Genomic DNA, 25,317 nt, shown 5'->3' with positions numbered 1-25,317 from the left:
GTCCCGAGCCACACACCCCAGCACCGCCACGCGTCCTCGTGCTCGCGGCGGGATCCGGCGGCGCGGTACCTGTCCGGTGTGACGGTCCCCACAGTGCGAGGCGCGGATTTTGCCTGTCGAAAAGGTTCCGGGCCCGTTCGCGCGCGTACCCCTGGATGTTCGAACAATCAGGAGGTGCCATGCGCATTTCACGGAACGCGGCGGGAACCCTCTTTGTGGCGGGGGCCCTCACGCTGACGCTGACGGCTCTCGTCTATCCCTCGATGCTGGGCGTGCAGACCGTGTCGAGTGCCCCCTCGCGTGTGATCGCCAACACCTCGTGGGGGCCGCTGACCGACGCGGACCGCGACTTCGTCGTCAAGGTGCGGGCCGCCGGTCTGTGGGAATTCCCCTCCGGGGAGCTGGCCGTGAAAAAGGGCACGATCCCGGCCGTGCGCACCGCCGGTCAGCACTTGATCAACGGACACGCCAACCTCGACGACACCTGCCGGAAGGTGGCCACGCAGCTGGGCATCACGCTGCCGAACCAGCCGAGCCCGCAGCAGCAGGGGTTCGTGGCCACGCTGACCTCGGACCAGGGCAAGCAGTTCGACCAGGACCTGGCGAACATCCTGCGCGTGACGCACGGCCAGATCTTCCCGGCCATCGCCAACATCCGTGCCACCACGAAGAACACGCTGGTCCGTCAGCTGGCCGACCAGGCGAACGACACCGTTCTGGACCACATCACGGTGATGGAGCAGACGGGCCTGGTGAACTTCGACTCCGTGCTGTTCCAGGAGACGACGCCGCCGAAGCTCCCGAAGAGCAGCATGACCCCGCCGGCCCCCGCGCCCGGCGAGCCCACGGTCATCCTCTCCCCGCCCCCGGGCTTCACCCCGCCGCCGTCGACCACCCCGTCCCCGGCCCCGACGACGGGCTGACCTCTCGGGCTCTCGGGCTCTCGGGCTCTCGGGCTCTCGGGCTCTCGGGCTCTCGGGCTCTCGGGCTCTCGGGCTCTCGGGCAAAAGGTGGGCCCGGCGCTCTTCGGGGGAGTAGAGCGCCGGGCCCGGGGAGGATGGTCAAAGGGACGCCGGGGGCGTCATGTGCGGGTGCGCGAGGTGCGGCGCCGGGTGGCGACCGCGATGCCCGCCCCGGCCGCCACGAGGGCCGCGGCGCCCGCCGCGAACGGCAGCGCGTCGCCGCCGCCCGTCTCGGCGAGGCCGCCGGGCGGCGTGGACGAACCGCCGTTCGGCGTCGGTGCTGGAGGCGTGCTCGGCGCCCCGGCGGGCGGGGTGGACGGCGACGCCGGGGTCGCGGGGGCCGACGCGGGCGCAGTGGTGGCCGGCACCGACGCGGGCGGGGTCGACGCGGGCGGGATGGTGGCCGGGGTGTTCGGCGGCTGGTTCGCGCAGTCCTTCGTACCGCCGTTCCAGGACGCGATCAGCTTGTCCTTGATGACCGGACGGTCCGGGCCCTTCGGCAGGTCGCCGTGCTCGAAGCCGTCGTTCGCGCCGAGGTCGCCGTCGAACTTCACCTTGCCCCGGTACAGGTCGACCTGGGCGAAGCAGCCCGCGTCCGGCACCGCGATGTCCAGCGAGCCGGTCTCCCCCGGCTTCACCGTCACGGAGTCGAAGTCCTGGAAGACCTGAAGGCCGGAGGTGTCGAAGGCGGCACCGTGCGTCCGGTACGAGGCGAGCGAGGCGGTGCAGGTCGTGGCGTCGCCCGCGGCCCGTACCTTGATGTGGACCTTGCCGTCCTCGGTCGGCTTCAGGTTCTGGTCGTCGACGCGCACCGAGTCGGTGAAGGAGGTCCCGTCGAGCGAGAACTGGCACCGGTCGTTCTCGACCACCGTGCCCGGCCCCTTGCCGGACGTGTAGCCGTGCCCGGCCTTGTCCCAGCCGTCCCCGCCGGGCGTGCTCGAGGCCCAGGCGGCGCCTCCCGTGACGGCGGTGAGGGTGAGCGCCACGGCGCCCGTCCCGAGCAGGCGGGGTACGGTGACGCGTCGCGCAGCGGACATGCGTTCCCCCAGCTTCATGGGCTGTGACCCGGACCGGGGCACCGGGCAGCGCGAGACCGCCGGGACCGTGGCCGGGAAAGAGTGGTCGGAGAGAAACACTGGACTCACTGGTCACGTGAGCCACATTTCGAGCACATAGTCGATCAGCCCGCCCGGACTGTCAACCTCGTTGAAACAGCGACTAGTTCGTTGGCCCATCACGTTTCGGCCACATCAGGAACAAGACCCTCCGGTCACTCGGCGACGGACGCCGCCCATGAACCTTGCCTCGAGCGCACCACTCCATACGGGTGACTTCCGCGTTCGGCCGCGGAGCCTGGGAACTTCACCGCCTCTGCGGCCGGTTCAACGGTCAGCAAACCGGCGCACGGCGCGAGTCGGCGCAGACCGGTGCGGACGGACGACGAAGGCGATCAGTGAAGGAGCGGCACCGGCATGGTGTTCAAACGGCTACTGGGGGCGATCGGCGTGGGAGGCCCCTCGGTGGACACGGTCCTGGACGGTGGCGCGGCGCAGCCCGGCGGTGCGCTGACCGGGCAGGTGCATCTGCGCGGCGGTGGGTCGGAGGTGGAGATCGAGCACATCGGGCTCGAGCTGGTCGCGCGCGTGGAGGCGGAGCACGAGGGGGGCGAGAGCGAGGGGGCGCTCCCCTTCGCACGGTTCACGGTCGGCGGCGGCTTCCGGCTCGGTGAGGAGGAGCGGCGCAGCGTCCCGTTCAGCGTGGCTCTGCCGTGGGAGACGCCGCTCACCGAGCTGTACGGGCAGCACCTGGGCATCGTCCTGGGCGTGCGCACGGAGCTGGCGGTGGCCGGCGCCAGGGACAAGGGCGACCTGGACCAGCTGGCGGTGCGTCCGCTGCCGGTCCAGGAGGCGGTCCTCGAAGCCCTCGGGCAGCTGGGCTTCGGCTTCCGCTCGGCCGACCTGGAGTACGGCCGCATCGCCGGCACCGGACAACAGCTTCCCTTCTACCAGGAGATCGAGCTGACCCCGGCCCCGCGGTACGCGCACATGGTGAACGAGATCGAGCTGACCTTCCTCGCGTCCCCCGGGGGCGTGGAGATCGTCCTCGAGGCCGACAAGCGCGGCGGCCCGTTCTCCTCGGGCCACGACACCCTCGCCCGCTTCACGGTCGGCCACCACGACGTCCACACCCGCGACTGGAACGCGGAAGTCGACGGCTGGGTCGGACAGCTGGCCGAACTCCGGGCCGCCCACGGGGCGCGGACGACGTACGGGACGCACGCGCCCTACGCCGGCCACCACGGCGACCATCACGGTGATCACCACGGAAGCCGCTACGTCGGGCACCACGGCGACCATCACGGCGGGCACCGCTCCGGACCCGGTATCGGCACGGCGGTCGCCGCGGGTGCGGCGGGGCTGGCCGTCGGGGTCGTCGGCGGGATGGTGGCGGCCGAAGTGGTGGACGAGATCGGGGACTTCTTCGAGGGGGAGGAGGACGAGGGCGGGGAGGACTGACCCGTCCGCCACGCCTTCCCCTCCCCCACAGCGCTCGCGGAGTCACTCACTCCCCGAGAAAGGCGTCGATCAGGGCGAACGTGGCCTCCGGCTGTTCGATGTGGGGCAGATGACCCGCCTCGCGGACGGTCTCGAAGCGGCCGTCGCCGAACGCGGCGGCATAGGCCGCGCCGTACCCGGGCGTGACGATGCGGTCGCTCTCGCCCCACAGCACCAGCGCGGGGATCCCGACGCGTCCCAGGCGGCCCAGCAGCTTGGGGTCGTGCATGTACGGATCGCCCGCGACGGTGCGCAGTGCCGCCGTGTCGCCCTGGCGACGGGCGAGTTGTGCGGCGGGGACTTCGGCCGGGTCGACGTAGAAGCGCTCGGAGTCGTGGTAGGCGTACTCGGCGACGCCCCGGGCGTCGAGGGCGAAGAAGTCCCGGATCGGTTCGCCCTCGACCGCGACTCCGACGGCGTCGATCAGTACCAGCCCGCCGAGGATCCCCGCCTGGTCGCGGACGGCCATCTCGGCGGCGATCCAGCCGCCGAGCGAGGAGCCGACGGCCAGCACGTCGCGCAGCCCCCGGTCGTGGAGGAGGTGCAGATAGGCCAGGGCGAGATCGTCGACGCCGGTGAACCCGCCGGGAAGAGGTGTGCCGTGCCAGCCGGGATGGGTGGGGGTGATGACGTGCGCGGTGCGTGCCAGGTGGGCGGCGAGTCCGGTGACGGTGTCCGGGCCTCCGCCGCCGTGCAGGACCAGCACCGGGCGCCCGGTCCCCGATTCGGCGAGGGTGAGGCCCGGTTCGGGCCGGACGGCGTGCGTGTGGGATGTGGTCATGCCCCGACATTAACTAAGCTTCTTTATATAAGCAAGTTTAGTCATGGTGTTAACCTGGGCCCATGGCCCCTGAACTCCAGTCCCTCGGAAGAGCCGTCAAACAAGCCCAGTACCGTCAGCACCGGGCCCTCGACGGCCGGCTCGCCGGTGTCGGGACGACCCTCGCGCAATGGGACGCACTGCGTGCGATCAGCCGTTCCCCGGGGGCGACCGCGCGGTCGCTGGCGGCGGCCACGTTCCAGAGCGAGCAGGCGTTCGGCACGCTGGCCGGCCGGCTGGTGGCCCAGGGTCTGGTCGAACGGCGGCCGGGACACGGCCGGCGCATCGAGCACCACCTCACACCGGCCGGGGAGGAGACCCTCAAGGCGGGGCACCGGGTCGCCGACGAGGTCCTGGCCGAATGCTTCGCGCCGCTGTCCGAGGCCGAACGGACAACCCTGCTCGGCCTGCTGCACCGGCTCACAAAGGAGCGGACCGAAGGCTAGCCCCCGTCGCCGGAACCGCTTCCGCCGTCCGCCGGTGGGGGTGTCCGCCCGGCCGTGGACGTCCGCTCCGGCACCGGCGTGCCCCGGCCGTCCTCGACGACGACCACATCCCCCGCACTCAAGCGCTCGTACACCCACTTGGCGTCGTCGACGCCCAGGCCGATCCAGCCGTTCGTGCTGTCGTAATTGCCGGGCGCCTTGCTGTCGTAGGTCAGACCGCCGAGAAAGGTGCTCGTGCCGTCGGCCGAGCGCAGTTCGACCACCCAGGGGACCTTGAAGCCGTAACCGCCCGCGAGGCCCAAGGCCTTGCCGTGCTGCGTCGTGATGTCCCGCCGGGCGGTGACCGTCATCCGGCCCGTCGGAGTGCGGGTGCCGAACTTGCCCGAGGACACCGGCAGCGCACGGTCACCGATGACGAGGACCCGCCCGACCAGGTACACCGTGGCGGAGGGTGCGGCATGCGTGCTCGGTGTGCTGGTCGGGGTCGAGGCCGGGGACGGGCGGTCGTGCGGGCCGGGACCGGCGAGGTTGAGCAGCAGCGCGACACCGAGGACGGTCACGGCGGACACACCGGCTGCCGCGACGGCCGTACGGCGACGGCGGCGGCGTACGCCCGCCCGCCGGCGGACCTCGGTGCCGGACACCCGGGGCGGCATCTGCCCGGACTCGGCCAGTTCGCGCAGCCCGGTGGTGAGGTCATCGGACACGGTCGTCCTCCCTCTCCCCGTCGCCGGTGGCCAGTTCCCGCGCCAGCACCGCCCGGCCCCGGGACAGCCGCGCCTTGACCGTCCCCACCGGAGCACCGGTCTCGGAGGCTACCTGCTCCACGCTCAGGTCGCACAGATGGTGCAGAACCAGGGCCATCCGCTGCGCCTCGGGCAGTTTGCGCAGAGCGGCCACAAGCGCGGCCCGCTCGGGATCCGGACCGGGCGTGTGCTCCGGGGGCGGAATGCGCCGCACCAGTTCCAGCCAGCGTCGCGCCCGACGCCAGCGGCTGACCGCGAGCCGCGTCGCCACGGTACGTATCCAGGCTTCGGGCGCGCCCTCGGCGAGGAACTCGCGCCGCCGGTCCCAGGCGCGGACGAACGCCTCCTGCACGACGTCCTGCGCCTCTCCGTGATCCCCGGTGAACGCGTAGAGCTGGCCGGTCAGCCGGGGAAAGGCGGCGGCGTAGAAAGCGTCGAACTCGTCTTCGGTCATGCCCCCGCCACGTTTCCCGTCATGCCCCCGCCACGTTCTCGGTCATGCCCCCCGCCCCGTGCTCGCTCATGGCCCGTCAGGGGGGTCTTCCGAATTCCCGGGCCTCCCGTGCAACCCGCCCGACATCCCCGTGCGTACAGGTCCCGTACGCCGCACATCGAAACACACCACAGGGGCAACAGGATGACCGCCAGAGCCAGGATCCGGCGCAGAGCGCCCGCCCGGACGGCCGCCGTCGCGTGCTCGCTGACAGCGCTAACGGCGCTTACGGCCCTCACGGGCTGGGCCTGGACGCCGCTGTCCGCCGCGGACACCGAGGCCGCCGCGGCCGGGCGCCCGAACGCGACGGCGACGGCCACCGCGCGGCCGAAGCCCGAGCCCGACTGGAACGTCGGCTGGGCCGACCGGCGGGCCGGGAGCGCCCTCGCGTGAGAAATTCCGGCGGGGTGTCATCCCGGGTGGCGGCGCCGGGAGTGTGCAGGGGTGGACAGGTGCCCTTCGACCGTCCACATCCCGGACCGCTGACGGTCCGTTCAAGGCAAGGAGTCGCTCGTACATGACACGCACTCAGAAGTACGTGGCCGCCGTGGCCGTCACCGCCGCGCTGGCGGGGACGCCCACGGTGTCGTACGCCGCCTCGCAGGGGAAGGCGGCGCACGGCACGGTCACCGCGACCACGGCGGTGAAGGCGGCGGCGAAGAAGCCCGCCCCGACGCCCCGCGTCGTCGCCCCCGGTGAGCATGTCACCGCCGCTCCCGGTTTCGAGGTCTGGCTCACCCCCGAAGGCAAGTACTGGAAGTCGCCCCTCATGGACGAGCCGGGGTTCCGCAGCGTCGTCGACGGCAACATCGACCTGTCCACGCCCAACGTGAGCATGCAGGCCGAGGTGGGGGGCGGCCACGCCTATCTGTCCGGCATCTACGCCGGCGGCAAGGCCACCGCCTCCCGCGTCGTGGTCAAGACCAAGGAGGGGACCGTGCACGGCGACCTCGTCCGTCTCGCCGGTGAGCGCCGCTGGGGCGCCTGGTACGCCACCGCCGACTACGGCACGGCCGGCCAGGACTTCATCACCGAGATCACCGTCTACGACACCAAGGGCAAGGTCTACGCCCGGCTGACACCGTGATCACCGGGCGGGGGACCATGCCGGTCCCCCGCCCCGGCCTTCCTCCGACCCCCACATACCCGAACCAGAGGAATCGCGCCCGTGCCGCAGCACGAGACATCCGCAGCCGTTGCCGAGAGCACCGACTTCGCCGCGTACACGGCCGCGTCCTGGGCCCGTCTGGTGCGCACCGCGTGCCTGCTCACCGGCGACTTCCACGAGGCCGAGGATCTCGTGCAGACGACGCTGGCCAAGGTGTACGCGCGCTGGCGGCGCATTCCGCTCGACGACGTCGACTTCTACGTACGGCGCTCTCTCGTCAACAACAACCTCAGCCGCATCCGCAGAAAACGGGTCGTCCATCTGCTGACACCGTTCCTGCCCGAGCGGGTGCACCAGCCGCAGGCCGGCCCCGCCGAGTCGGTCGAACGCCGGGCCGCGGTCATGGAGGCGCTGGCCGCGCTGTCCGCCCGGCAGCGGACCGTGCTGGTGCTGCGGTACTGGGAGGACCTCACCGAGGCCGAGATCGCCGAGCTGCTCGGCTGCTCCCTCGGCACGGTCAAGACCCATGTCCGGCGCGGCCTCACCGCCCTGCGCGCGCACCCCGGCTTCGAAGTCTTCGAAGCCTCCGATCGTCCCCGCCCCGTCTCCGGAGCCCGCCGATGAACCACTCCAGGACCGAGACCGACACACGCCCGGCGACGGCCGACATCGGGCAGCTGCGCGAGGCGCTGGCCGAGAGCGCGTACGGGATCACGCCGTCCGGGCCGCCGCTGGCGGCCATCGAGCGCCACGGCCGGCGGATCCGGCGCAGGCGCCGGACGGCCGTGCTCGGCACGGGGTGCGGACTGCTGCTGGTGCCGCTGGCCGCGCTGGCACTGCGCGGCACGCACGGTGACGCCGGCCGTGTGATGCCTCCGGCGGCGAGCGCGTCCGCGTCGCCGTCCGTGGGCGTCGGGAAGGTGCGGGTGGTCACGCCGGGAGAGCGGGTCGCGGCGGCGCCCGGCACCAGGCTATGGCTGACCCCCGACGGCCTGCACTGGACGGAGCCCGACGCCCCGGTCCAGTTCAAGAGCGTCACCGACGGCAATATCGCGTTGGACCGGCCGGGGATCGAGACGCGGACGTACGGCAGCAACGGCGACCGGTTCCTGTTCGGCACCTACCACGGAAAGGGCGAGGCGGCGCGCGTGAGGATCGAGACCGTCGGCGGTGACATCGAGGGAACGGCCCTCACCCTCGCGGGCAGCCCGGGGTGGGGCGCCTGGTACGCCACGGTGAAGCTGCCCTCCGCCGCCTTGGACAAGCTGTCCAAGGACCCGACGCTCGACGACGGCACGCGAAGAGTCACGGTGTACGACGCGGTGGGCGGGGTGATCGCGCGGACGGACGTGCTCCCGTGACGGCGGTCCGGCGCGCGGCGGCGCGCCTGCGCGCCGTGGCCGTCCGCCCGCGCCGGGGGACCGGCCGGACGGCGGCGGGGGCGGAGCGGACCGCCGTCCGGCACCGGCGGCGGCTCGACCGGTCGACGCGCGCCCGCCGTACCCGCGGCCGCCGGCTGCGGCGGGCGCTGGCCGCCCTCTCCACGCTGGTGCTCCTCCTCGTCGGCGGGCTCGTGGTGGCGTACGAGACGACGGTCGTCCCCGAGCCGCACCCGGAGACCGCGATGCAGTCCACGGTCTTCGTCGACGACCATGGCGGCTATCTGGGCCGACGCGGTCCGGTGGACCGTCAGGAGGTGCCGCTCAGCCGGGTGCCGCGTGCTGTCCAGGACGCGGTCATCGCTGCGGAGAATCGTTCCTTCCGTACGGACTCGGGGGTCTCGCCGGCCGCCGTCGTACGCGCCGCGTTGTCCACGCTGAGCGGTGGCGAGCGGCAGGGCGGCTCCACGATCACCCAGCAGTATGTGAAGAACGCGCTGCTCAGCCCCGAGCAGTCGCTGTCCCGCAAGGTCCGGGAGGCGCTGATAGCCGTCAAGCTGGACCGCACCCGCTCCAAGGACGAGATCCTCGAGGGCTATCTGAACACGGTGTACTTCGGCCGGGGCGCGGCCGGCATCGAGGCTGCCGCGCGGAACTACTTCGGCGTGGACTCCCAGCACCTGACCGTCAGTCAGGGTGCCGCCCTGGCGGCCGTCGTCAACATCCCCTCCTACTACGAGCGCGCGGGCTCCGACCCTCAGGTGACACGGACGCTGGTCCGCCGCTGGGCGTGGGTGCTGGACGCGATGGCGGACAGCGGTGCCCTCACGGCGAAGGAGCGTGCCGAGGCCCGCTTCCCCGCGTTCCGCTTCTATCCGCCGGGTGACACGGACGGGCAGCGCCAGTATCTGATCGACGTGGCGGCGCGGGAGGCCGCCGACCGGCTCGGCATCACCGTGGACCAGCTGGCCCGCGGCGGCTACACCGTGCACACCACGTTCGACCCGACCGCACAGGACGCGGTGGCGCAGCGGGCGGACGAGGGCGTCCCCGGGCCGGCGAAGGGAGCCCGGCTGCACGCCGCGGTGGTCGGGATCGTGCCCGGTGACGGGGCGGTCCGGGTGCTGTACGGCGGCTCGGACTACGCGCACCAGCCGTTCAACGACGCGCTGTCGGGCGCGGTGGAGGCGGGCACCGCGCTCCTGCCGTTCGCGGGCATCGAGCTGGGCGCCCCGCTGGCGTCCCTGCCGACGACGCCGGCCCCGAGCCCGCTGCGGCTGGCCTCGGCGTATGCGGCGATGGCGGCGCGGGGCACCTACGCGGCCCCGTACACGGTCGCCAGGATCACCCGCGCCGGCCGCGCGGTGTACACGGCCCGACCGGACACCCACCGGGTCATGCCGTCTTTCGCCGCCCGGGGGATGGCCAAGTACGCGGCGGCGTCCCGGACGCCCGGCGGGACCGCACCGGTGCCCGGCGGTTTCTCCGGCGGCGCGGGCACCGGCCCCGGCACCCGCACCCTGTGGACGACGGTCTCCACCCCCGCCCTGAGCACGACGGCGGCCCTGTTCGCCGAGCGGTCCGCCAAGGCCGGGCGCCCGGCGGCACCGGCCCATCTGCCGCCGGGTGCGGCGGACCTCGCGAAGAGCCTGGTCGGGCGGGTTCTTCGGGGGGCGGGCGGGTGATGTACGGCCGCCTCTAACGGGCCCCCACCGCTGGCCTCCGGCACCGCGCGCCCCGAAGCTGGCCCCATGGACGCCGCGCCCCTTGACGGTCTGCCGCCCTTCGAGGACCTGACCGACTTCGAGAACGCCGACCGCGGGTTCGTCGCCACCCTCGTCCCCGCGGTGGTGACGGACGGGGACGGGAGGGTGGTGTGGGACGGGGACGCGTACGGGTTCCTCGACGCGGACTGTCCCGGCACCGCGCACCCGAGCCTGTGGCGCCAGTCCCAGCTGTGCGCGCGGCAGGGGCTGTACGAGGTGACCGAGGGCGTGTACCAGGTGCGCGGACTCGGTCTGGCCAATATGACGCTCGTCGAGGGCGCGCGCGGCGTCGTCGTCGTCGATCCGCTCGTCTCCGTCGAATGCGCCGCGGCGGCCCTCGCCCTGTACCGGAGCCACCGCGGAGAGCGGCCCGTCACCGGGCTCGTCTACACCCACTCCCACGTCGACCACTTCGGGGGCGCCCGGGGTGTGCTGCCGCGCGAGGCGGAGGCCGGGGTGCCGGTGCTGGCACCCGCCGGGTTCCTGGAACACGCGGTCAGCGAGAACGTGCACGCGGGAGCCGCGATGGCCCGCCGCGCCGCGTTCATGCACGGGACCCGGCTGCCGAAGGCGCCCGACGCGCACATCGGAACGGGGCTCGGCACGGCCCTGTCCACCGGTACGGTCACCCTCGTCACGCCGACCCTCGACATCACGCACACCGGCCAGCGGGAGACCGTCGACGGCGTGCCGATCCTCTTCCAGCCGACCCCGGGCACCGAGGCGCCGGCCGAAATGAACTTCCTCTTCCCCGAGCGGCGCGCCCTGTGCCTGGCCGAGAACGTCACGCACACCCTGCACAACATCCTGACCCTGCGCGGCGCTCCCGTCCGCGACGCCCGCGCGTGGTCCCGCTACCTCGACGAGGCCATCGACTTCTTCGGCGACGCCTACGACGTGGCCTTCTCCTCGCACCACTGGCCGACCTGGGGGCACGAGAACGTGGTCCGGCTGCTGGCCGAGCAGCGGGACCTGTACGCGTATCTGCACGACCAGACCCTGCGGCTGCTGAACAACGGCCTGACGGGTGCGGAGATCGCGGAGGAGCTGCGGCTGCCGCCCGGGCTGGAGGGCACCTGGCACGCGCGCGGCTACTACGGGTCCCTGAACCACAACGTCAAGGGCATCTACCAGCGGTACCTGGGCTGGTACGACGGCAACCCCGCGCACCTGTGGGAGCATCCGCCGGCCGCCCTCGCCAGGCGGTACGTGGAGGTGGCGGGCGGCCCGGAGGCGATGCGCGCGGCGGCCCGCCGCTACGTCGACGCCGGTGACCTGCGGTTCGCCGCGACCCTGCTCAACCATCTCGTCTTCGCCGACCCGGGCGACGAGGAGGCCAAGGAGGCGCTATCGGGGGTGTACGAGCGGCTCGGGCACGGCGCCGAGAACGCGCCCTGGCGCAACATCTATCTGACCGGGGCGCTGGAACTGCGCGAGGGGGCGGGCGGCTCCGCCATCGTCGGCGACACCGCCGGAATGACGTCGGCGCTCACCGTCAGCATGCTGCTCGACGCCATCGCGGTCCGCATCGACGGGCCCCGCGCGGCGAAGGAGCCGCGCCTGGTCATCGACCTGGTCGTGATCGACGAGCAGCGCCGGCACCGCGTCAATCTGGAGCACGGCGCGCTCACGCACCGCAGCCTGCCGTTGCACCGCACACCGAGGCCGCACGCGGGCCTGACCCTCACCCTGACCCGTCCCGAACTGCTGGGTCTGCTGGCGGGCAGCGGACTCGCGGGCATCGAGACGGACGGCGACCGGGGACTGCTCAAGCGGCTGTTCTCCTATGTGACTCAGCCGGAGAAGGACTTCGCGATCGTCACGCCGTGAGTCGGGGGCGGACGTCGCCGCCGGTCGGCGGCCGCCCACCATCGGGCGGCCGGTCCGACGATCAGTCCACCGGTTCGTATGCGGTGTGCGTCCAACGGACTGTCACGGCCACCTGGTTGCGGAGCGCCGCCCACCACCAACCCGTGCCGCCTACGTACGGTGACGGATGGTCACATGTCGCGCGTGACTGCGGTGTCCTGCCGGCGCCCACGACATGTCCGGCATGGCCGCCCTTCCGGCAACGCCCCGGCCGATGTGACGATCACCCCGGACGGCACCCGCGCCTACGTCACCAACTTGCCCTCGAACACGGTGTCGATGACCGACACGAACACGAACACGGTCATCGACACCATCACCGTCGGCAACGGCCCAGGGGGTATCGCCATCACCCCGCTGTCCTGCAAGGCCCGCAAGCAGGTCACGAACACGGGCACGGCCACCGGAGACGGCAGCACCCCCGACACCGCCACCATCGAACGCGGCGAGCACTGCGAGAAGCCCGGCAAGCGCGACGCCAGGCACGGTGTGTCCGGGATGCCGTACGCACAACACGGCTGACGACCGGCCACGGACAGCACACCGATACGCGAACTCATGGCGTGGTCGGGGTCAGAGCGGCGGCTGTGCCGGTGCCGGGCCCAGGGTCGTGGTGCCCGGGGCGGTGCGGTGGCCGAGGCCCGTGCGGTAGGCGTCCAGGGCCGCCTCCACCCGGCCGGTGCGCCTCAGCAGATCGCCCAGCAGCCGGCACAGGTCCGCCAGGTCGCCCGCCGCGCCCGCCCGCTCCAGCAGGCTGAGCGCCCGGACGTAGTGCTCCTCCGCGGTCTCCGTGTCCCTGGCGTCCTCCGCGATGATGCCGAGGAGGCGGTGCGCGGCCGCCGAGTGCACCGCGCCCCGCTCGGGGCCGATGTCGCCGAGGACGCCGTGCAGCAGTTCCGCGGCCTCCTCGGACTTCCCGCGCCGGTGCAGCACGTCCGCGAGCTCCACCGCGACCTGGCTGCTGTAGAGGGCGGCCCGCTTCTCGGCGAGCATGGCCAGGGCCTCGCGCAGCTCGTCCTCTGCACGCCGCAGTTCGCCGTTCTGGACGTAGAGATAGCCGCGCATCCAGTGGCATTTGGCGAGCTCGGTACGGATCTGCAACTGCCGGTACAGCTCGGCCGCCTTGGCGAGATTGGTGTCCGCCTCGGCGATGCGTCCCTCCGCGAGGAGGGTGCGGGCGACCGAGCGGTGCATACGGGCCACCAGCGCGGGATCCCGCACCTGCGGCGCGAGTGCCAGCGCGTACTCGGCCGCCTGGGCCGCCCGCACCTGCGCGCCCATGTCCATATAGGGGCCGATGGCGCTGGCGTAGAGCAGCAGCAGCGCGTCCGGATCGTGCAGTCCGGAGCGGTTCAGCTCGTCGAGGGTGGACTCCAGCAGATAGCAGGCGTAACGCAGCTCACCCGCGAGGTAGTGGGATACGGCGCGCCCGCGCAGCGCCGGGGCCCGGCTCGGCAGCGGGGCGTCGGCCAGGCACCTCTCGGCCCGTTCGAAGTGCTGCCGGCCCGTCGCGAGGTCGCCCAGCTCCAGGGCGCACTCCCCGAGCCCGAGCAGCGCGGCGGCCTGCTCGGCGTCCAGCCCGTGGTCCTCCGCCTCGGCCAGCAGCGCGCCGTACTGCTCGGCCGCGACCTCGGTCTCCCCCGTGGCGAGGGTGCGCTGGGCGTCGGTCAGCCGGAGCCGCAGCGAGGTGGCGAGATGGGCCGGGCGGCCGGTCACCAGCTCCTCGTAGGCGATGCCGAGCCGCTCGGCGATGTGCCGCAGCGCCTCGTCGGAGGGACGGACCCGGCCGGCCTCCAGGGTGGAGATGTAGGCGGGCGTGTAGGCGGGCTCGGCCAACCGCCGCTGGGTCAGCCCCCGTTCCCGCCGGAGCTGCTGCACCCTGCGCCCGATGGTCTCCGGGTCGTCCCGCTTCACCATGCGATCAATCATGCCAGTAAGCACAGTTGAGAAGGCCTGTTTCTGACTTTCCGTCAAGGAGGGGGACTTCCGCCGTGTCGCCTCAGCCCCTAGGTTGGGAACCACGTTAAGCGTGCTTAATAGGTCGCTGTAATTGCGAGGTCGGTTGCCGTGCCCGGACGCCCTTCCGTGCTTCACGGACGCATATCCACGCGTTACGTCAGAGGATTCGGCGCAGCCGTCGTCGCCGTGGCCGCCCTGGTCACCGCGGCCAACGCGGGCCCGGCGCGGGCCGCCCAGCCGGAGCCGCTCCGGCACGTCCAGGACGTCTCCCCGCACGGCTTCTCCCCTCAGGACGTCTCCGTGCGGGACGGAGCCACCGGATAGCCGGGTCGCCCGGCGGCGCGCCGCATACCCTGGCCCCGTGACCTCTCCCGCCGCCCGCACCGCGCTGGACCTCACCGCCGACCTGCCCGTGGCCGACCTGGAGAACTGCTACCGGGACCTGCATCGTCACCCGGAGCTGTCCCTGTGCGAGCACCGGACCGCGGGAAGGCTCGCGGAGCGGCTGCGCACGGCCGGGTACGAGACCACCGAGGGCGTCGGCGGCACCGGTGTCGTCGGGGTGCTGCGCACCGGCGACGGGCCCACCGTCCTGCTGCGCGCCGACCTGGACGCCCTGCCGGTCGCCGAGGAGACGGGCCTGCCGTACGCCTCCGAGGTGCCGGGCGTGATGCACGCCTGCGGACACGATCTGCACGTCACCTGGCTGGCGGGCGCGGCGGGGGCGCTGGCCGCCGGGCGCGACGCGTGGTCGGGCACGCTGCTGGTGGTGGGCCAGCCCGCCGAGGAGACCGGCGAAGGCGCGCGGGCGATGGTCGCGGACGGGCTGTACGAGCGGTTCCCACGTCCCGGCGTCCTGCTCGCCCAGCACGCGGCACCGGGGCCGGCCGGGCTCTACGCGCACCGCCCGGGGCTGATCCTGTCCGCCTCGACGGATGTGGACGTCGTCGTGCACGGCCGGGGCGGCCACGGCTCGCGCCCGGAGTCGACCGTGGACCCCGTGGTGACGGCCGCGTACCTCGTCACCCGGCTCCAGACCGTCGTCAGCCGGGAGATCGCGCCTCGCGACTCCGCGGTGCTGACGGTGGGCCGGATCGAGGCGGGCACCCGGCACAACATCATCCCGCCGACGGCCCACATCGCGCTGAACCTGCGCACCCAGTCGGCCGAGGTGCGCGACCGCATGATCGCCGCGATCCGGCGGATCGCTGCGGGCGAGTGCCTGGCCGCGGACTGCCCGCGCGAACCCGAGGTGACCGTCGGCGCCGACTTCCCGGTCACTGTCAACGACGCCGCCGCCCACCGTCGCGTGGCCACCGCGCACGGGGAGGTGTTCGGTGCCGCCACGGTCTTCGACCCGGGCCCGGCGATGGGCAGCGAGGACTTCCCGCACCTCGCGGCGGACGGGACACCGTACGCCTACTGGTTCGTCACCAGCACCCCGGCCGACGTCTGGGAGGAGGCACCCGGCGGGGACCTCATGGAGAAGTTCGCGGGGGTCCCGAGCAACCACAGCCCCCGCTTCGCACCCGACCTGTCCACGCTCGTCCCCGGTGTCCGGGCGATGGTCTCGGGGGCGCTGGCCCACTTGTCCATGGCATGAGTCGGTTGACTCGGTCATGACTCGGTCGTCTGGACGCGTCCCGTCTCTCGTCCGCACGCGCCGACGCCCCACGGGGGCGTTCCCCCGTCCCCGTCACGCCTGGGTCTGAAGCCCGCCCTGGAGACGGCGAAGGTGCTTGTGGACATGGCTCAGGGCGCCCTCGCGGCGCCCCGGGACCCGTTCCCGCAACTCGGCGAGGCCCGGGCCCAGTTCGCTGGCCCGGGCCCTGTCCGTCATGCGGCCCCACTGGTGGTGGGCACGGTCGACGGCCGCCTCCACCGCCGGGTCCCCTGGGGCCTGCCCGGCGGCGAGGCGGGCGGCGGCGACCGCCAGCCAGGTCTCACAGCTGCGGCCGGGGTCGCCCGCGAGCATCGCGAGATCGGCCCGGACCTCCATCCAGTGCAGCACCTCCGGGGAGCCGGCACCGTGCTCCCGCAGCGCGGCCTGCTCCCACCCCGCGGCGAGCGCCGCCGCCTCCGCGTGTCTGCCCTCCTGCACGGCGGCCGTGAGCGCGGCGTGCTGGTCCGGGGGCGGCGACGGGACGGCGGCCTGGGGCCCTCGGGCCGGGGGAAGCGCGACGACGGGCTGGGGGGCCTGGGGTGCACCGGCGGGCTGGGGTGGCGGGGGGATGGGCGCGAGCCCGGTGCTCTGCGGGACGTCGGCGGTGTGGCCGGGGGGCACGGGGTGGGCGCCGACGGGGACGTACCCGGCGGGCGGGGTGCGCCAAGGCCGGGGCGGCAGCGGTGAGTTCACGGCCGGTGCCAGGACGACGTCCCCCGCCGCGTCCGCCGGTGCACCCGTCTCGGCGAGCGCCCGTGTGAGGGCCTGGTGGTGGAGGGTCCCCGGGTCCGGGCGGAGGCCGCTGCGCAGGATCGTCGCCACGGCCTTCATATACGCGGGAACCGCCAGCGCACGGCGTGGCGGCGGCGGGGCGACACGGCCGTAGAGGAGAACGGAAGGACCGCAGTCCAGGGGCCGGGTGCGCAGATGCTGCCAGGTCTCCGCATCGGCGTGCAGATCCGCGAAGACCGTCGTCGCACCGGGCGGCCGCAGACGCAGCTCCTCGCGGATCCAGTGCCAGGGGAAAGCGGTGTAGCGCACGGTCGCCGGGGTGGTACGGGCCAGCGCCAGGTGGGGCAGCCGCTCACGGCGGTCGAGCTGGAGCTGTCCGGTGAGGAAGACCGTGAGCGGGCCGGGCGCGGCCGCGGCGGCCCGCAGCCGGGTGAGGACCGCCTGCGGCTCCAGCGGGTCGGCGAGTTCGACCACGTTGGCCGTGTCCGTGCCGGACAGCACCGGCGGCGCGACGGCCGCGAGCACCGGGAGCACGGAGGCCGCGTCCACCAGGCATCCCCGGCCCGCCGGCGAGGCAGCGAGCAGCAACACGGTTCCGGGCATGGTTCCCTCCCCGATCGATCACGTACGGCAGCACGGTAACCGCTGCGCCTGCAAAGCTGCGACGGAGGACGAACAAACGCCGGTTGCCTGGGCCTGGTTGTGCGGCAGGGGGGTGAGCCGGCGGCTCACTGGCCGCCGGGCGGACGCGGTCGTCGTACCGCGAAGATCGTCGTGTCGTCGGCGAGGCGCCCCCCGCAGTGGCGCAGCGTGCCGTCGCGGACGAGGCGCACCAGACGGCCGGGCTCGGCGGCACGGGGATCTTCGGCCACCGCGCGGACCACCCGGTCGCGCAGCGGGAAGAAGCACCCGGTCCCGCGCCTCGGACACCCCGTCCGTGACCAGCAGCAGCGTCTCGTCGGGGGCGAGCGGTACGCGCAGCGGGCCGGGCGGCCGGTCGCCCGGGTTGCCACCCGGATCGCCCGGATCACCCGTGTAGGCGGGGGCGACGAGGTCGCCGAAGCCCAGCGGCATGCGCCCGCCGGGCGGCAGCCGCCGTACCCCGCCGGGCGTGACCACCAGCGGCGGCTCGTGCCCGAAATTGATGAACTCCATGTGCCCGGGGTCGGCGGGCGGGAAGCCGATCAGCAGGGCGGTCGCGAAGCGGTCGATCCCCTCCCGGCCGATGGCGGCGCCGTAGCGGACATGCCGGCGCATCCCGGTCTCCAGCCGGTCGGCGACCTTGCCGAGGCACGGCTCGTGGTAGGCCGCCTCGCGGAAGGTGCCGAGCAGCGCCGAAGCGGCCGCGACCGCGCCGAGACCCTTGCCCTGGACGTCACCGATCAGGACGTGGGCGCCCCGGGGGCCCGGCTGGCTGTCGTAGAAGTCGCCGCCGACACGGGCCACGCTGTCGGCGGCCAGGTACACCGCCGCGCGGTCGAGGCCGCCCCAGCCGGCCGGCAGCGGGCGCAGCACCGTGCGCCGGGTGGCCTCGGCGATGTCCTGCGTGTGCAGCATGCGCCGCTCCCCGCGCAGCCGCACCGCACAGGCCGGCACGGCCATCAGGCCGCCCAGGACGACGAGGATGAAGTCGGGCAGTCCGCTCTGGAACTGGTGCGGCCAGCGGTTGTCCTCCAGCTCGTAGGTGAGGACGGCGAGGACCGCGACGGCGATCGTGCCCCACAGCCCGCAGATCGTGGCCGCGACGCCGGGCACCGGCACGACCCAGGAGATCGTCCGGAAATCACCGCCGGTGGCCCAGTCGAAGGCGGCGACACCGAGGAGCAGCACCAGCGGCGGTATCCAGGAGACACCGCGCCCGCGCACACGCAGCAGCTGCGACCGCACGCTCAGGGCGTCGGCCCCCGAAGGCCCGGAAGCCGCTCCCGGAGAAACTCCACAGGGCCGCCGGGACCGCCGGGACCGATGGCTTCGGGAGCGGGCGTGCCGTCGTGGGGTGGTCGCCTGGTGGGCACCGGCACCGCCCTTCCGCCTCGTCCTTCAGTACGCGACCGACATGCGGGCGCCCGCATGGGCGCCCCGCTCCAGTTCGTCGACGAACGCGACCGCGTAGTCCTCGGCGCTGATCCGGCTGGCGCCGTTCGCGTCGGTGAGCAGCTGCTCACCGCCCACCCGGTAATGGCCGGTGCGCCGGCCGGGCGCGATCTCGGCGGGGGGTGAGACGTACGTCCAGTCCACGTCGTCGACGGTGCGGAAGTACTCCAGGGCCGAGCGGTGGGCGAGCGCCTCGGGACGGACCGCCTCGGGGAAGTCGGGCCGGCTCCAGAGTTCCTCGCCGGGGGCGACCTCCAGGCTGCCCGCGCCGCCCACCACGGCGAGCCGTCGCACCCCGGCCTCCGCTACCCCCTGCACCAGGGCGCGGTTCAGGGCGAGAAACGGTTCCTCGGGATCCGAGCCGTCCCGCGGCGGTACGCACGCGCTGGCCACCACGTCCGCCCCGGCCGACAGCGAGGCCACCTTCGCCGGATCCGAGGCGTCCGCCGCGGCGGCGGTCACCCCCGGCACGGGCGACTGGCCGGAGCGGCTCACGGCCGTGACCCGATGGCCGCGCTGCGTCGCCTCCGCTGCGATCCGGCTGCCCACCATGCCCGTGGCGCCGAACAGCACGATCCTCATGAGCCCCAGCGAAACACGGTACGGGGACCCACGCATCCCGACTTGCCGCCCGCCCTGGCCAGGTGTGCCCTGGAGTCACGGGGACGAGGAGACGAGGAGAGAGGAGTGCTCCCATGGTTCACGCGACACCCGCGTCAGGGACTTCGCGCACACCTGTCACCCCATCCCGCGGGCCGGTCACGCGGTACCGCCCGCCCGACCTCTTCGACCAGCGCACACACGCGATGGCGAGGCTGGCGGTGCCCGTCGCCCTCGGGCTCCTCTACGGCTACTGGGCCGCCGCCATCCGCCGTGACGCCGGTCCCATCACCGGCTGGAACCTGCTGTTCGGCTTCGTGAGCGCGATCGTGTTCGCGGCGCTGTGCGTGGGGCTGCTCACCGTGGCGCCCCGGCTGCGGCGCGAGATGCACGCGCTGCTGTGGGCGGTGTTCGCGGGCATCGCGTTCGGCTTCCTGTACTCCCAGACGGGCGAGACCGTGCTGCGCTCGACCGGCATCGCACTCGCGGTCGCCGTGGCCGTGTTCGCGTTCAACTTCTACCGCTACTACACGCACGAGGACGCGTCGGGCCGCAGAATCGCCTGACCTCCGGCGAGCCGAGCCCCGGCAGGGGCCGGTTCACCACGCGTTCGGCGCACGAGACCCCGGTGCGGTGCCCATGCTGGGCGCCGGGGCCTCGTGCGTCTCCCTCACTCACCCGCCACCCGGGACGTCAATCCGGTCCCGGGCGCCGGTCGAGGAGCCCTGGAAACGGGAGAGGACACGGCGGGCCGACCCACAGACTTCTCCCCATCGAAAGGCCGTCCGTTCCTCTCCCTCACCACCAGGTAACACCCGTTCGGGCGAACGCTCCACCGGAGAGCGCCCGGCCCGGGCGGAACCCCACTCCCAGCCCTCACCCATCGGCTTGTCATATCCACCCATTTGCAGGCATATCACTCGCGTAGTGCGCGGGGGCACGGTTCGCTGGTGGCGTGTCCCAACGTGTCCGGAGCCTTCTCTCCGCCGTGCTGGTCGGGCTCGCGTGCCTGCTCGTACCGCTCGGCGTGCTCGCCATGTGGGCGAAGTACGGCATCCAGGACAGCGCCCGCTATGCCGCCACCACCGCCCCGCTCGCCTCCGACGCCCAGGTGCAGGACGCCATCGCCAGCGCCGTCACCGACGGCATCATGCGCGAGGTGCACGTCGGCCCGCCTCTTGAGGGTTCCGTGCAGGCCTTCGTCCACGAGGCGGTCCGCTCGTTCACCGCCACCGAGGCCTTCCGCAGCGCCTGGGACACCGCGAACCTCAGCGCCCACGACGCCGTGATGCGCGCCCTGCGCGAGGACGACGACAGCCCCGTCACCCTCGACCTCGCCCCCGCCACCGAGCGCATGAAACGGCAACTCGTCGACGAACACGTGCCGTTCGCGGGCCGCATCCCGGTGGCCCACACGGAGATCACCCTGTTGCAGTCCAAGGACCTGACGAAGCTCCGGAAGGGGTTCCACGTGCTCGAAGTCGCCGGTTTCTGGCTTCCCGTCGCCTCGGCCTGCTTCGCCCTGACCGGCATCCTCGTCTCCGTCTCGCGCCGCCGGGCCGTCCTTGCGACCGGGCTCGGCACCGCCGTGGGCGCCGCGCTGCTGGCCGTGGCCATCGCGGTGGGCCGCCGGATGACGCTGGCGGACCTCCCGCCGGGCGTCTCGCACCCGGCGGCCGGAGCGGTCTACGACGCCCTCACCGAAACGCTTCGCCTGGTCTCCTGGGTGCTGATGGGCGTCGGCGTTGCGGTCGCCCTGGGCGCCTGGCTCACCGGCCTGTACGTGCGACGTCGGCGAGCGTCCGCAGCGCCCGCGCCAGTTCCGGCAGAGGAGCGGACGCAAGTCCGAGCCTGACGCAGTCCGCGGCGGCGCCCTCCGCCCCGGGGCCGCCGGCCGCGAACGCGGGTCCCGGCGTCACCGCGATCCCCCGCTCGGCCGCGGCCGCCGCGAACACCTCCGCACGCCAGGGCCGGGGCAGCCGCCACCACGCGAAGTACGCCCGGGGGTCGGACCGTACGGCGAGGCCGTCTAGGTGCTCGGCGACCAGCCGCTGCCGCGCCGCCGCGTCCGCCCGCTTGGCCTCCACCAGCCGTGCCACGACGCCGTCCTCGATCCACCGGACCGCCGCCTCCAGCGCGAACCGCCCCGCCGTCCACCCGCCCGACCGCAGCGCCCCGGCCGCCTCCTCGCCGTGCCCCTCGGGCACCACGAGGAACCCGACGGTGAGCCCGGGCGCGACCCGCTTGGACAGTCCGTCCACGACGTACGTGCGTTCCGGCGCGTACGCGGCGAGCGGCACACCGCTCTCCGCCCCGCACAGGAACGCCCAGACGCGGTCCTCGACGACCGGCAGTCGCAACGCGTTCGCGGTGGCGGCCAGTCGGCGTCTGCGTTCCTGCCCCGTGGTCGCCGATGTCGGATGGTGCAGCGTCGGCTGCACATAGACCGCGGACAGGGGAGTGGAGCGGTGCGCGGCCGCCAGGGCGTCCGGGCGCAAGCCCTGCTCGTCCGTGGCGAGCGGGACCAGGGCGATACCGAGACGCGCCGCGACCTCCTTGACCAGCGGATACGTCAGCCACTCCACCCCGACGCGGCCCCCAGGCCGTACCAGGGCGGCGAGGGCGCCCGCGACGGCCTGCCGTGCGTCGCCCGCGAACAGCACCCGGTCCGGGGCGGGATGCCAGCCGGCCGTGGCAAGGAGCCCCGCGGCGGCCTTCCGGGCGGCGGGCGTGCCCGCGGCCGGGGCCGTGCGGGTCGCCTCCGTGAGGACCTCGGGCCGCAGCAGCGGCGCGATCCCGGCCGCCAGCAGCTCCGACTGGCCGGGCGCGAACGGGTGGTCGGGGTCCTGGTCGACGGGCGCGTGCGTCGCCGGTTCGGCGAGCGCCCGGTCCGGCGGTGACGGGGAGGGCCGTACGAAGGTGCCCCTCCCGACCTCGCCCGCCACGAGCCCGCGCCGCGCGAGTTCGCCGTACACCCGCCCCGCCGTGGACGCCGCGATGCCGCGGCGCCGCGCGAACGTCCGTTGCGGCGGCAGCCGTTGGCCCGCTTTCAGCCGGCCCGCGGTGATGTCCGCGGCGATCCGGTCGGCGATGCTCCGGTAGTCCTCCACCATCCCCCCTTGCGATTGCACCGAGGGCAACGACCTTATTGCGCCGCGTAATTGGCGCCCGGGGTCCTGCCCCCGACCCCGTTTCCCGCCTACTACGACGACCGGGGCGGCCGCCGACGGCGGCGCGGCTGCGACGGTCCGCTGCCGCTCGTCCGGGTCCACGGTCCTTCCCCTCGACCGCACGAGGTGGGCCCCGCGGCTCATCGGGCTCCCCCGTTCCCGGAGGGTCACCGCCCCGGACCTGCGCGGCCATGGCGCAGGCAGTCCCGGTACGCCCCGGCGGAACGACTCAGGGACGGGGAAGCGGAACGGCTCAGAGACGCGGAACGGCTCAGGGACGCGGAGAAGGACGCCGCCACCCGTTCGGCCTACACCACCAGGCGCACCTCCGCCGCCCGGGCGAACCTGCGGGTGAAGGCCCCGAGGTCCCTAGGAGGCGACCCCCATGGTCCAGCACACCGCACGCACCACCCCGCACCCGAAGCACTCGGCCTGGGCCACCGGCGGCACGGCGTTCGCCGGCGTCCTGATGCTGGTCAGCGGCGTCCTGGGCGTGCTGAACGGCATCGCGGGCATCGCCGCGAACGACGTCTACGCCCGCGTCGGCAACTATGTGTACGGGTTCAGCCTCACCGCCTGGGGCTGGGTCCATGTGGTCATCGGTGCTCTCGTCGCGGTGACGGGCTGGGGAGTGCTCCAGGGCAGGGACTGGGCCCGCGCGGTCGGCGTGGGCCTGGCGGCCGTGTACATGGTCGAGTACTTCATGTTTCTGCCGTACGCCCCGGTCTGGTCGTTCATCGCCATCGCGATCGGGGCCTTCGCGATCTGGTCCCTGGTCACAGCGGGCCGTGTGGAACAGCCTCCGGGGCCCTCCCGGGGTAACCGCGGCACCCTGTGACGGCTGCTCGGACTCCAGCCGTCCCGCGCGGGCCGGCCGCGTACATCCGGCGCACCTCTCCCCCTCACCGCCGTCTTTGGGGGAGGATTCGGGCATCCAGCCCATCGAGGGGAAGGCGGCCGGTCCGTGGAGACTGCGACCGTGGAGTCGACCGGGCCGGCCCGCACCGGGCGCCGGTCCCGCAGGCGGACCGCCGGCACCTGGTGTGCCCGGGTGCTGCTCGCCGGGGTCGGTGTCGTCGTCGGCTGCCGTGCCGCGGACACCGACGCCGTCACGCCGGTGCCCCAGCTGCTCGCCTTCCTGCCCTGGCTGCTCGCCCCCGCCGCGTTCGCCCTCCTGCTCGCCCTGCTCGTCCGCTGGCGCACCGGACTGGTCTGGGGCGTCCTCGTGCTCGCCGCCCTCACCTGGTTCACCGAGCCGTACGGCGGCGCCGGGCAGCCCACCGGCGCCCCGCTCGCCGGGTTCCGGGTGCTGACCTCCAATGTGGAGTTCGGGCGCGGCACGGCCTCCCTGGTGCCCGCCATCCGCCGGGCCCACCCCGACGTGGTGTTCGTCGAGGAGTGCGAGTACCGCTGCTCCGCCCTTCTGGAGCGCGCCTTCGGCGGCACGGACGGCAGCTACCCCTACCGCCGGGCCGTCGACGGCGCCGGCTCCGACGGATCGGTCATTCTCAGCCGATTCCCGCTGACGGCCGCGCCCGGCGTGCCCGGCACCATGGGCATGCCCGGCGCGGTCGCCGACGTCCACGGACACCGCGTGCGCCTCCAGCTCGCCCACCCGATGCCTCCGCTGCCCGGGCAGCTCTCCGTCTGGCGCCGCGAACTGGGGAGGTTGCGCGCCTACGCGGCGGCCGGCGGCGACGCCCCCACGATCCTCGCGGGCGACTTCAACGCCTCCCAGGACCACGCAGCCTTCCGCCGCATTCTCGCCACCGGCCTGCGCGACGGCGCCCGCCTCGCCGACGAGGCCCGTACGCCTTCCTGGCCCGCGCGGACCGCACCGCTGGCCGGCGCCCAGATCGACCACGTCCTGCTCTCCCGGGACTTCTCCGCGCGCTCCGCGCACTTCCTCGCCCTGACGGACACCGACCACCGGGCCCTGGTCCTCGACGTCACCCTCCACCGGCACACCTAGGGCGGGAGCCGTCCCCTGTGCGATCCCCCGGGGTGGGCGTGACGCTAGGGCGGATGGAGGCGCGAGGGCGGGGCAGACGGGTGAACGGTCCGTGAACCACGCCCGTGCGTACGGCGTTTGGGGCGCGAGGAGGAGTACACGAGGAAAACATGGCTCCGGGGGCCGGGCGCCGGGCTGGTAACGGCGAGATCGCGGTATTGACAATGCTGTATCCGATGGCCGGACCCTGCCCAAGATCGGCGCCTTCGGCGGCTAACCTTACGTGTCCGTCCTGGCCAGGGATTGACGGGCATCAACTCACGCGAAGGGTTGCGCACATGGGCATTCTCACTCTCCTGCGGAACGCGTTCGGCCGCTCACGCAAGGGTCGCACCGCCGAGGGGGAGCCCTCGCGGGAGACGGCGGCCGCCTCGGAAACGTCGGCGGTCGCCACGGATACCGCCGAGCCGCCGACGTCGGCGGAGGTCCCGGCTCAGCAGTCGGGCCGGGACGACGAGCACGAACTGGTGTCTGCGGCGTTCGACAGCGTGACGGTACCGAGGCAGGCGAGCCCGAAGGAGGAGTCCGCCAACACCGCGGAGCTCCACCCGACGACCACGGAACCGACGGCTACGGCGGAAGCCGAGCCGGAGGCGGAAGAGAAGCCCCAGCCTGCGGCCGAGGAGAAGTCCGAGCCGGAGGTCGTAGCCGAGTCGGAACCGGTCGCGGAGGAGAAGCCCCAGCCGGCGACCACGGCGGAGCCCGAGCCGGAGGCGGAGCAGGACCCCGAGCCCGAGACTACGACCGAGCCCGAGCCCGAGCCCGTCGCGGAGGAGAAGCCCCAGCCTGCGGCGCAGGCCACGACCGAAACCAAGCCGGAGGCGGAAGAAAAGCCCCAGCCTGGGGCGGAGGAGAAGTCCGAGCCGGAGGTCGTAGCCGAGTCGGAACCGGTCGCGGAGGAGAAGCCCCAGCCGGCGACCACGGCGGAGCCCGAGCCGGAGGCG

The 25,317-nt window shown here is 73.5% G+C and carries 24 protein-coding genes and 2 pseudogenes; 17 read left to right on the top strand and 9 right to left on the bottom strand.

All coding sequences use genetic code 11. The features are described 5' to 3' along the window. Positions 1-179 precede the first annotated feature (179 nt). Positions 180-923 carry a DUF4142 domain-containing protein gene (locus ABZ876_RS05675; protein WP_361774721.1) on the top strand — a complete coding sequence of 248 codons (744 nt, stop codon included), beginning with the start codon at positions 180-182 and terminating at the stop codon, positions 921-923. A gap of 158 nt (positions 924-1,081) precedes the next feature. Here ABZ876_RS05675 and ABZ876_RS05670 read toward each other — a convergent pair whose 3' ends face one another. Further along, on the bottom strand, positions 1,082-1,999 hold the full coding sequence (locus ABZ876_RS05670) for a hypothetical protein (RefSeq protein WP_361774718.1): 918 nt from the start codon (positions 1,997-1,999) through the stop codon (positions 1,082-1,084). Positions 2,000-2,434: 435 nt separating this feature from the next. Here ABZ876_RS05670 and ABZ876_RS05665 point away from each other — a divergent pair, with 435 nt between their 5' ends. Then, positions 2,435-3,478 carry a sporulation protein gene (locus ABZ876_RS05665; RefSeq protein WP_361774715.1) on the top strand — a complete coding sequence of 348 codons (1,044 nt, stop codon included), beginning with the start codon at positions 2,435-2,437 and terminating at the stop codon, positions 3,476-3,478. Between the two features lie 46 nt (positions 3,479-3,524). On the opposite strand, the gene ABZ876_RS05660 is transcribed toward ABZ876_RS05665, so the two are convergent. Next, positions 3,525-4,298, bottom strand: coding sequence for an alpha/beta hydrolase (locus ABZ876_RS05660; RefSeq protein WP_361774712.1), 774 nt, complete (start codon positions 4,296-4,298; stop codon positions 3,525-3,527). Between the two features lie 62 nt (positions 4,299-4,360). On the opposite strand from ABZ876_RS05660, the gene ABZ876_RS05655 reads away from it, so the two are divergent. Continuing rightward, entirely contained in the window at positions 4,361-4,783 is a 423-nt protein-coding gene (locus ABZ876_RS05655; protein ID WP_361774709.1) for a MarR family winged helix-turn-helix transcriptional regulator, read from the top strand. On the opposite strand, the gene ABZ876_RS05650 is transcribed toward ABZ876_RS05655, so the two are convergent. Together ABZ876_RS05650 and ABZ876_RS05645 are read right to left on the bottom strand one after the other, a co-directional pair. Further along, positions 4,780-5,490: a L,D-transpeptidase gene (locus ABZ876_RS05650; RefSeq protein WP_361774706.1), complete on the bottom strand. Its 711-nt coding sequence runs from the start codon at positions 5,488-5,490 to the stop codon at positions 4,780-4,782. The two genes, ABZ876_RS05655 and ABZ876_RS05650, sit on opposite strands and share 4 nt — an antisense overlap. After that, a complete protein-coding gene (locus tag ABZ876_RS05645) occupies positions 5,480-5,983 on the bottom strand; it encodes a SigE family RNA polymerase sigma factor (protein WP_361774703.1) in 504 nt (167 codons plus the stop codon). Before ABZ876_RS05645 ends, ABZ876_RS05650 begins: the two co-directional genes overlap by 11 nt. A 183-nt stretch (positions 5,984-6,166) precedes the next feature. Here ABZ876_RS05645 and ABZ876_RS05640 point away from each other — a divergent pair, with 183 nt between their 5' ends. The 7 genes from ABZ876_RS05640 to ABZ876_RS05610 all read left to right on the top strand — a co-directional run bounded on the left by ABZ876_RS05640 (position 6,167) and on the right by ABZ876_RS05610 (position 12,666). Continuing rightward, on the top strand, positions 6,167-6,415 hold the full coding sequence (locus tag ABZ876_RS05640) for a hypothetical protein (RefSeq protein WP_361774700.1): 249 nt from the start codon (positions 6,167-6,169) through the stop codon (positions 6,413-6,415). 124 nt (positions 6,416-6,539) lie between these two features. Further along, positions 6,540-7,109: a hypothetical protein gene (locus tag ABZ876_RS05635; protein WP_361774697.1), complete on the top strand. Its 570-nt coding sequence runs from the start codon at positions 6,540-6,542 to the stop codon at positions 7,107-7,109. Between the two features lie 81 nt (positions 7,110-7,190). Next, positions 7,191-7,754 (top strand): SigE family RNA polymerase sigma factor, encoded by a 564-nt coding sequence (locus tag ABZ876_RS05630; protein WP_361774694.1) that lies wholly within the window; start codon positions 7,191-7,193, stop codon positions 7,752-7,754. Next, a complete protein-coding gene (locus ABZ876_RS05625; RefSeq protein ID WP_361774691.1) occupies positions 7,751-8,491 on the top strand; it encodes a hypothetical protein in 741 nt (246 codons plus the stop codon). Before ABZ876_RS05630 ends, ABZ876_RS05625 begins: the two co-directional genes overlap by 4 nt. After that, positions 8,488-10,194: a transglycosylase domain-containing protein gene (locus ABZ876_RS05620; RefSeq protein WP_361774688.1), complete on the top strand. Its 1,707-nt coding sequence runs from the start codon at positions 8,488-8,490 to the stop codon at positions 10,192-10,194. The genes ABZ876_RS05625 and ABZ876_RS05620 overlap by 4 nt, the downstream gene beginning before the upstream one ends. Positions 10,195-10,260: 66 nt before the next feature. Beyond that, positions 10,261-12,105 carry an alkyl sulfatase dimerization domain-containing protein gene (locus tag ABZ876_RS05615; protein ID WP_361774685.1) on the top strand — a complete coding sequence of 615 codons (1,845 nt, stop codon included), beginning with the start codon at positions 10,261-10,263 and terminating at the stop codon, positions 12,103-12,105. Between the two features lie 174 nt (positions 12,106-12,279). Continuing rightward, positions 12,280-12,666 (top strand): hypothetical protein, encoded by a 387-nt coding sequence (locus tag ABZ876_RS05610; protein ID WP_361774683.1) that lies wholly within the window; start codon positions 12,280-12,282, stop codon positions 12,664-12,666. 51 nt (positions 12,667-12,717) lie between these two features. Here ABZ876_RS05610 and ABZ876_RS05605 read toward each other — a convergent pair whose 3' ends face one another. After that, the gene (locus tag ABZ876_RS05605; protein ID WP_361774680.1) at positions 12,718-14,061 is read right to left on the bottom strand and encodes a helix-turn-helix domain-containing protein; all 1,344 of its coding nucleotides are present in this window, start codon (positions 14,059-14,061) and stop codon (positions 12,718-12,720) included. A 183-nt stretch (positions 14,062-14,244) separates the two neighbouring features. Between ABZ876_RS05605 and ABZ876_RS05600 the strand changes: the two genes are divergently transcribed. Beyond that, positions 14,245-14,427, top strand: coding sequence for a hypothetical protein (locus ABZ876_RS05600; protein WP_361775579.1), 183 nt, complete (start codon positions 14,245-14,247; stop codon positions 14,425-14,427). A gap of 37 nt (positions 14,428-14,464) precedes the next feature. After that, positions 14,465-15,706: an amidohydrolase gene (locus ABZ876_RS05595; RefSeq protein WP_361774677.1), complete on the top strand. Its 1,242-nt coding sequence runs from the start codon at positions 14,465-14,467 to the stop codon at positions 15,704-15,706. Between the two features lie 93 nt (positions 15,707-15,799). On the opposite strand, the gene ABZ876_RS05590 is transcribed toward ABZ876_RS05595, so the two are convergent. The 3 genes and pseudogenes from ABZ876_RS05590 to ABZ876_RS05580 all read right to left on the bottom strand — a co-directional run bounded on the left by ABZ876_RS05590 (position 15,800) and on the right by ABZ876_RS05580 (position 19,174). Further along, positions 15,800-17,101: a hypothetical protein gene (locus ABZ876_RS05590; RefSeq protein ID WP_361774674.1), complete on the bottom strand. Its 1,302-nt coding sequence runs from the start codon at positions 17,099-17,101 to the stop codon at positions 15,800-15,802. 125 nt (positions 17,102-17,226) lie between these two features. Beyond that, positions 17,227-18,391, bottom strand: a pseudogene (locus ABZ876_RS05585) (PP2C family protein-serine/threonine phosphatase). 147 nt (positions 18,392-18,538) lie between these two features. After that, positions 18,539-19,174 carry an NAD(P)H-binding protein gene (locus tag ABZ876_RS05580; RefSeq protein ID WP_361774671.1) on the bottom strand — a complete coding sequence of 212 codons (636 nt, stop codon included), beginning with the start codon at positions 19,172-19,174 and terminating at the stop codon, positions 18,539-18,541. A 113-nt stretch (positions 19,175-19,287) separates the two neighbouring features. Between ABZ876_RS05580 and ABZ876_RS05575 the strand changes: the two genes are divergently transcribed. Then, the gene (locus ABZ876_RS05575) at positions 19,288-19,758 is read left to right on the top strand and encodes a hypothetical protein (RefSeq protein ID WP_361774669.1); all 471 of its coding nucleotides are present in this window, start codon (positions 19,288-19,290) and stop codon (positions 19,756-19,758) included. Positions 19,759-20,147: 389 nt separating this feature from the next. Beyond that, positions 20,148-21,047: a hypothetical protein gene (locus ABZ876_RS05570; RefSeq protein ID WP_361774666.1), complete on the top strand. Its 900-nt coding sequence runs from the start codon at positions 20,148-20,150 to the stop codon at positions 21,045-21,047. On the opposite strand, the gene ABZ876_RS05565 is transcribed toward ABZ876_RS05570, so the two are convergent. Beyond that, positions 20,962-22,302: a PLP-dependent aminotransferase family protein gene (locus ABZ876_RS05565; RefSeq protein ID WP_361775576.1), complete on the bottom strand. Its 1,341-nt coding sequence runs from the start codon at positions 22,300-22,302 to the stop codon at positions 20,962-20,964. The two genes, ABZ876_RS05570 and ABZ876_RS05565, sit on opposite strands and share 86 nt — an antisense overlap. A gap of 445 nt (positions 22,303-22,747) precedes the next feature. On the opposite strand from ABZ876_RS05565, the gene ABZ876_RS05560 reads away from it, so the two are divergent. The 3 genes and pseudogenes from ABZ876_RS05560 to ABZ876_RS05550 all read left to right on the top strand — a co-directional run. Beyond that, entirely contained in the window at positions 22,748-23,200 is a 453-nt protein-coding gene (locus ABZ876_RS05560) for a hypothetical protein (protein ID WP_361774663.1), read from the top strand. Positions 23,201-23,326: 126 nt separating this feature from the next. Beyond that, a complete protein-coding gene (locus ABZ876_RS05555; protein WP_361774660.1) occupies positions 23,327-24,334 on the top strand; it encodes an endonuclease/exonuclease/phosphatase family protein in 1,008 nt (335 codons plus the stop codon). A gap of 317 nt (positions 24,335-24,651) precedes the next feature. Further along, positions 24,652-25,317: pseudogene (locus ABZ876_RS05550) on the top strand (Toxic cation resistance protein); the annotation flags it as partial.

It is taken from the genome of Streptomyces sp. NPDC046931, from assembly GCF_040644655.1.
GTDB lineage: Bacteria > Actinomycetota > Actinomycetes > Streptomycetales > Streptomycetaceae > Streptomyces.
This window is presented reverse-complemented; position numbering and strand designations above follow the sequence as displayed.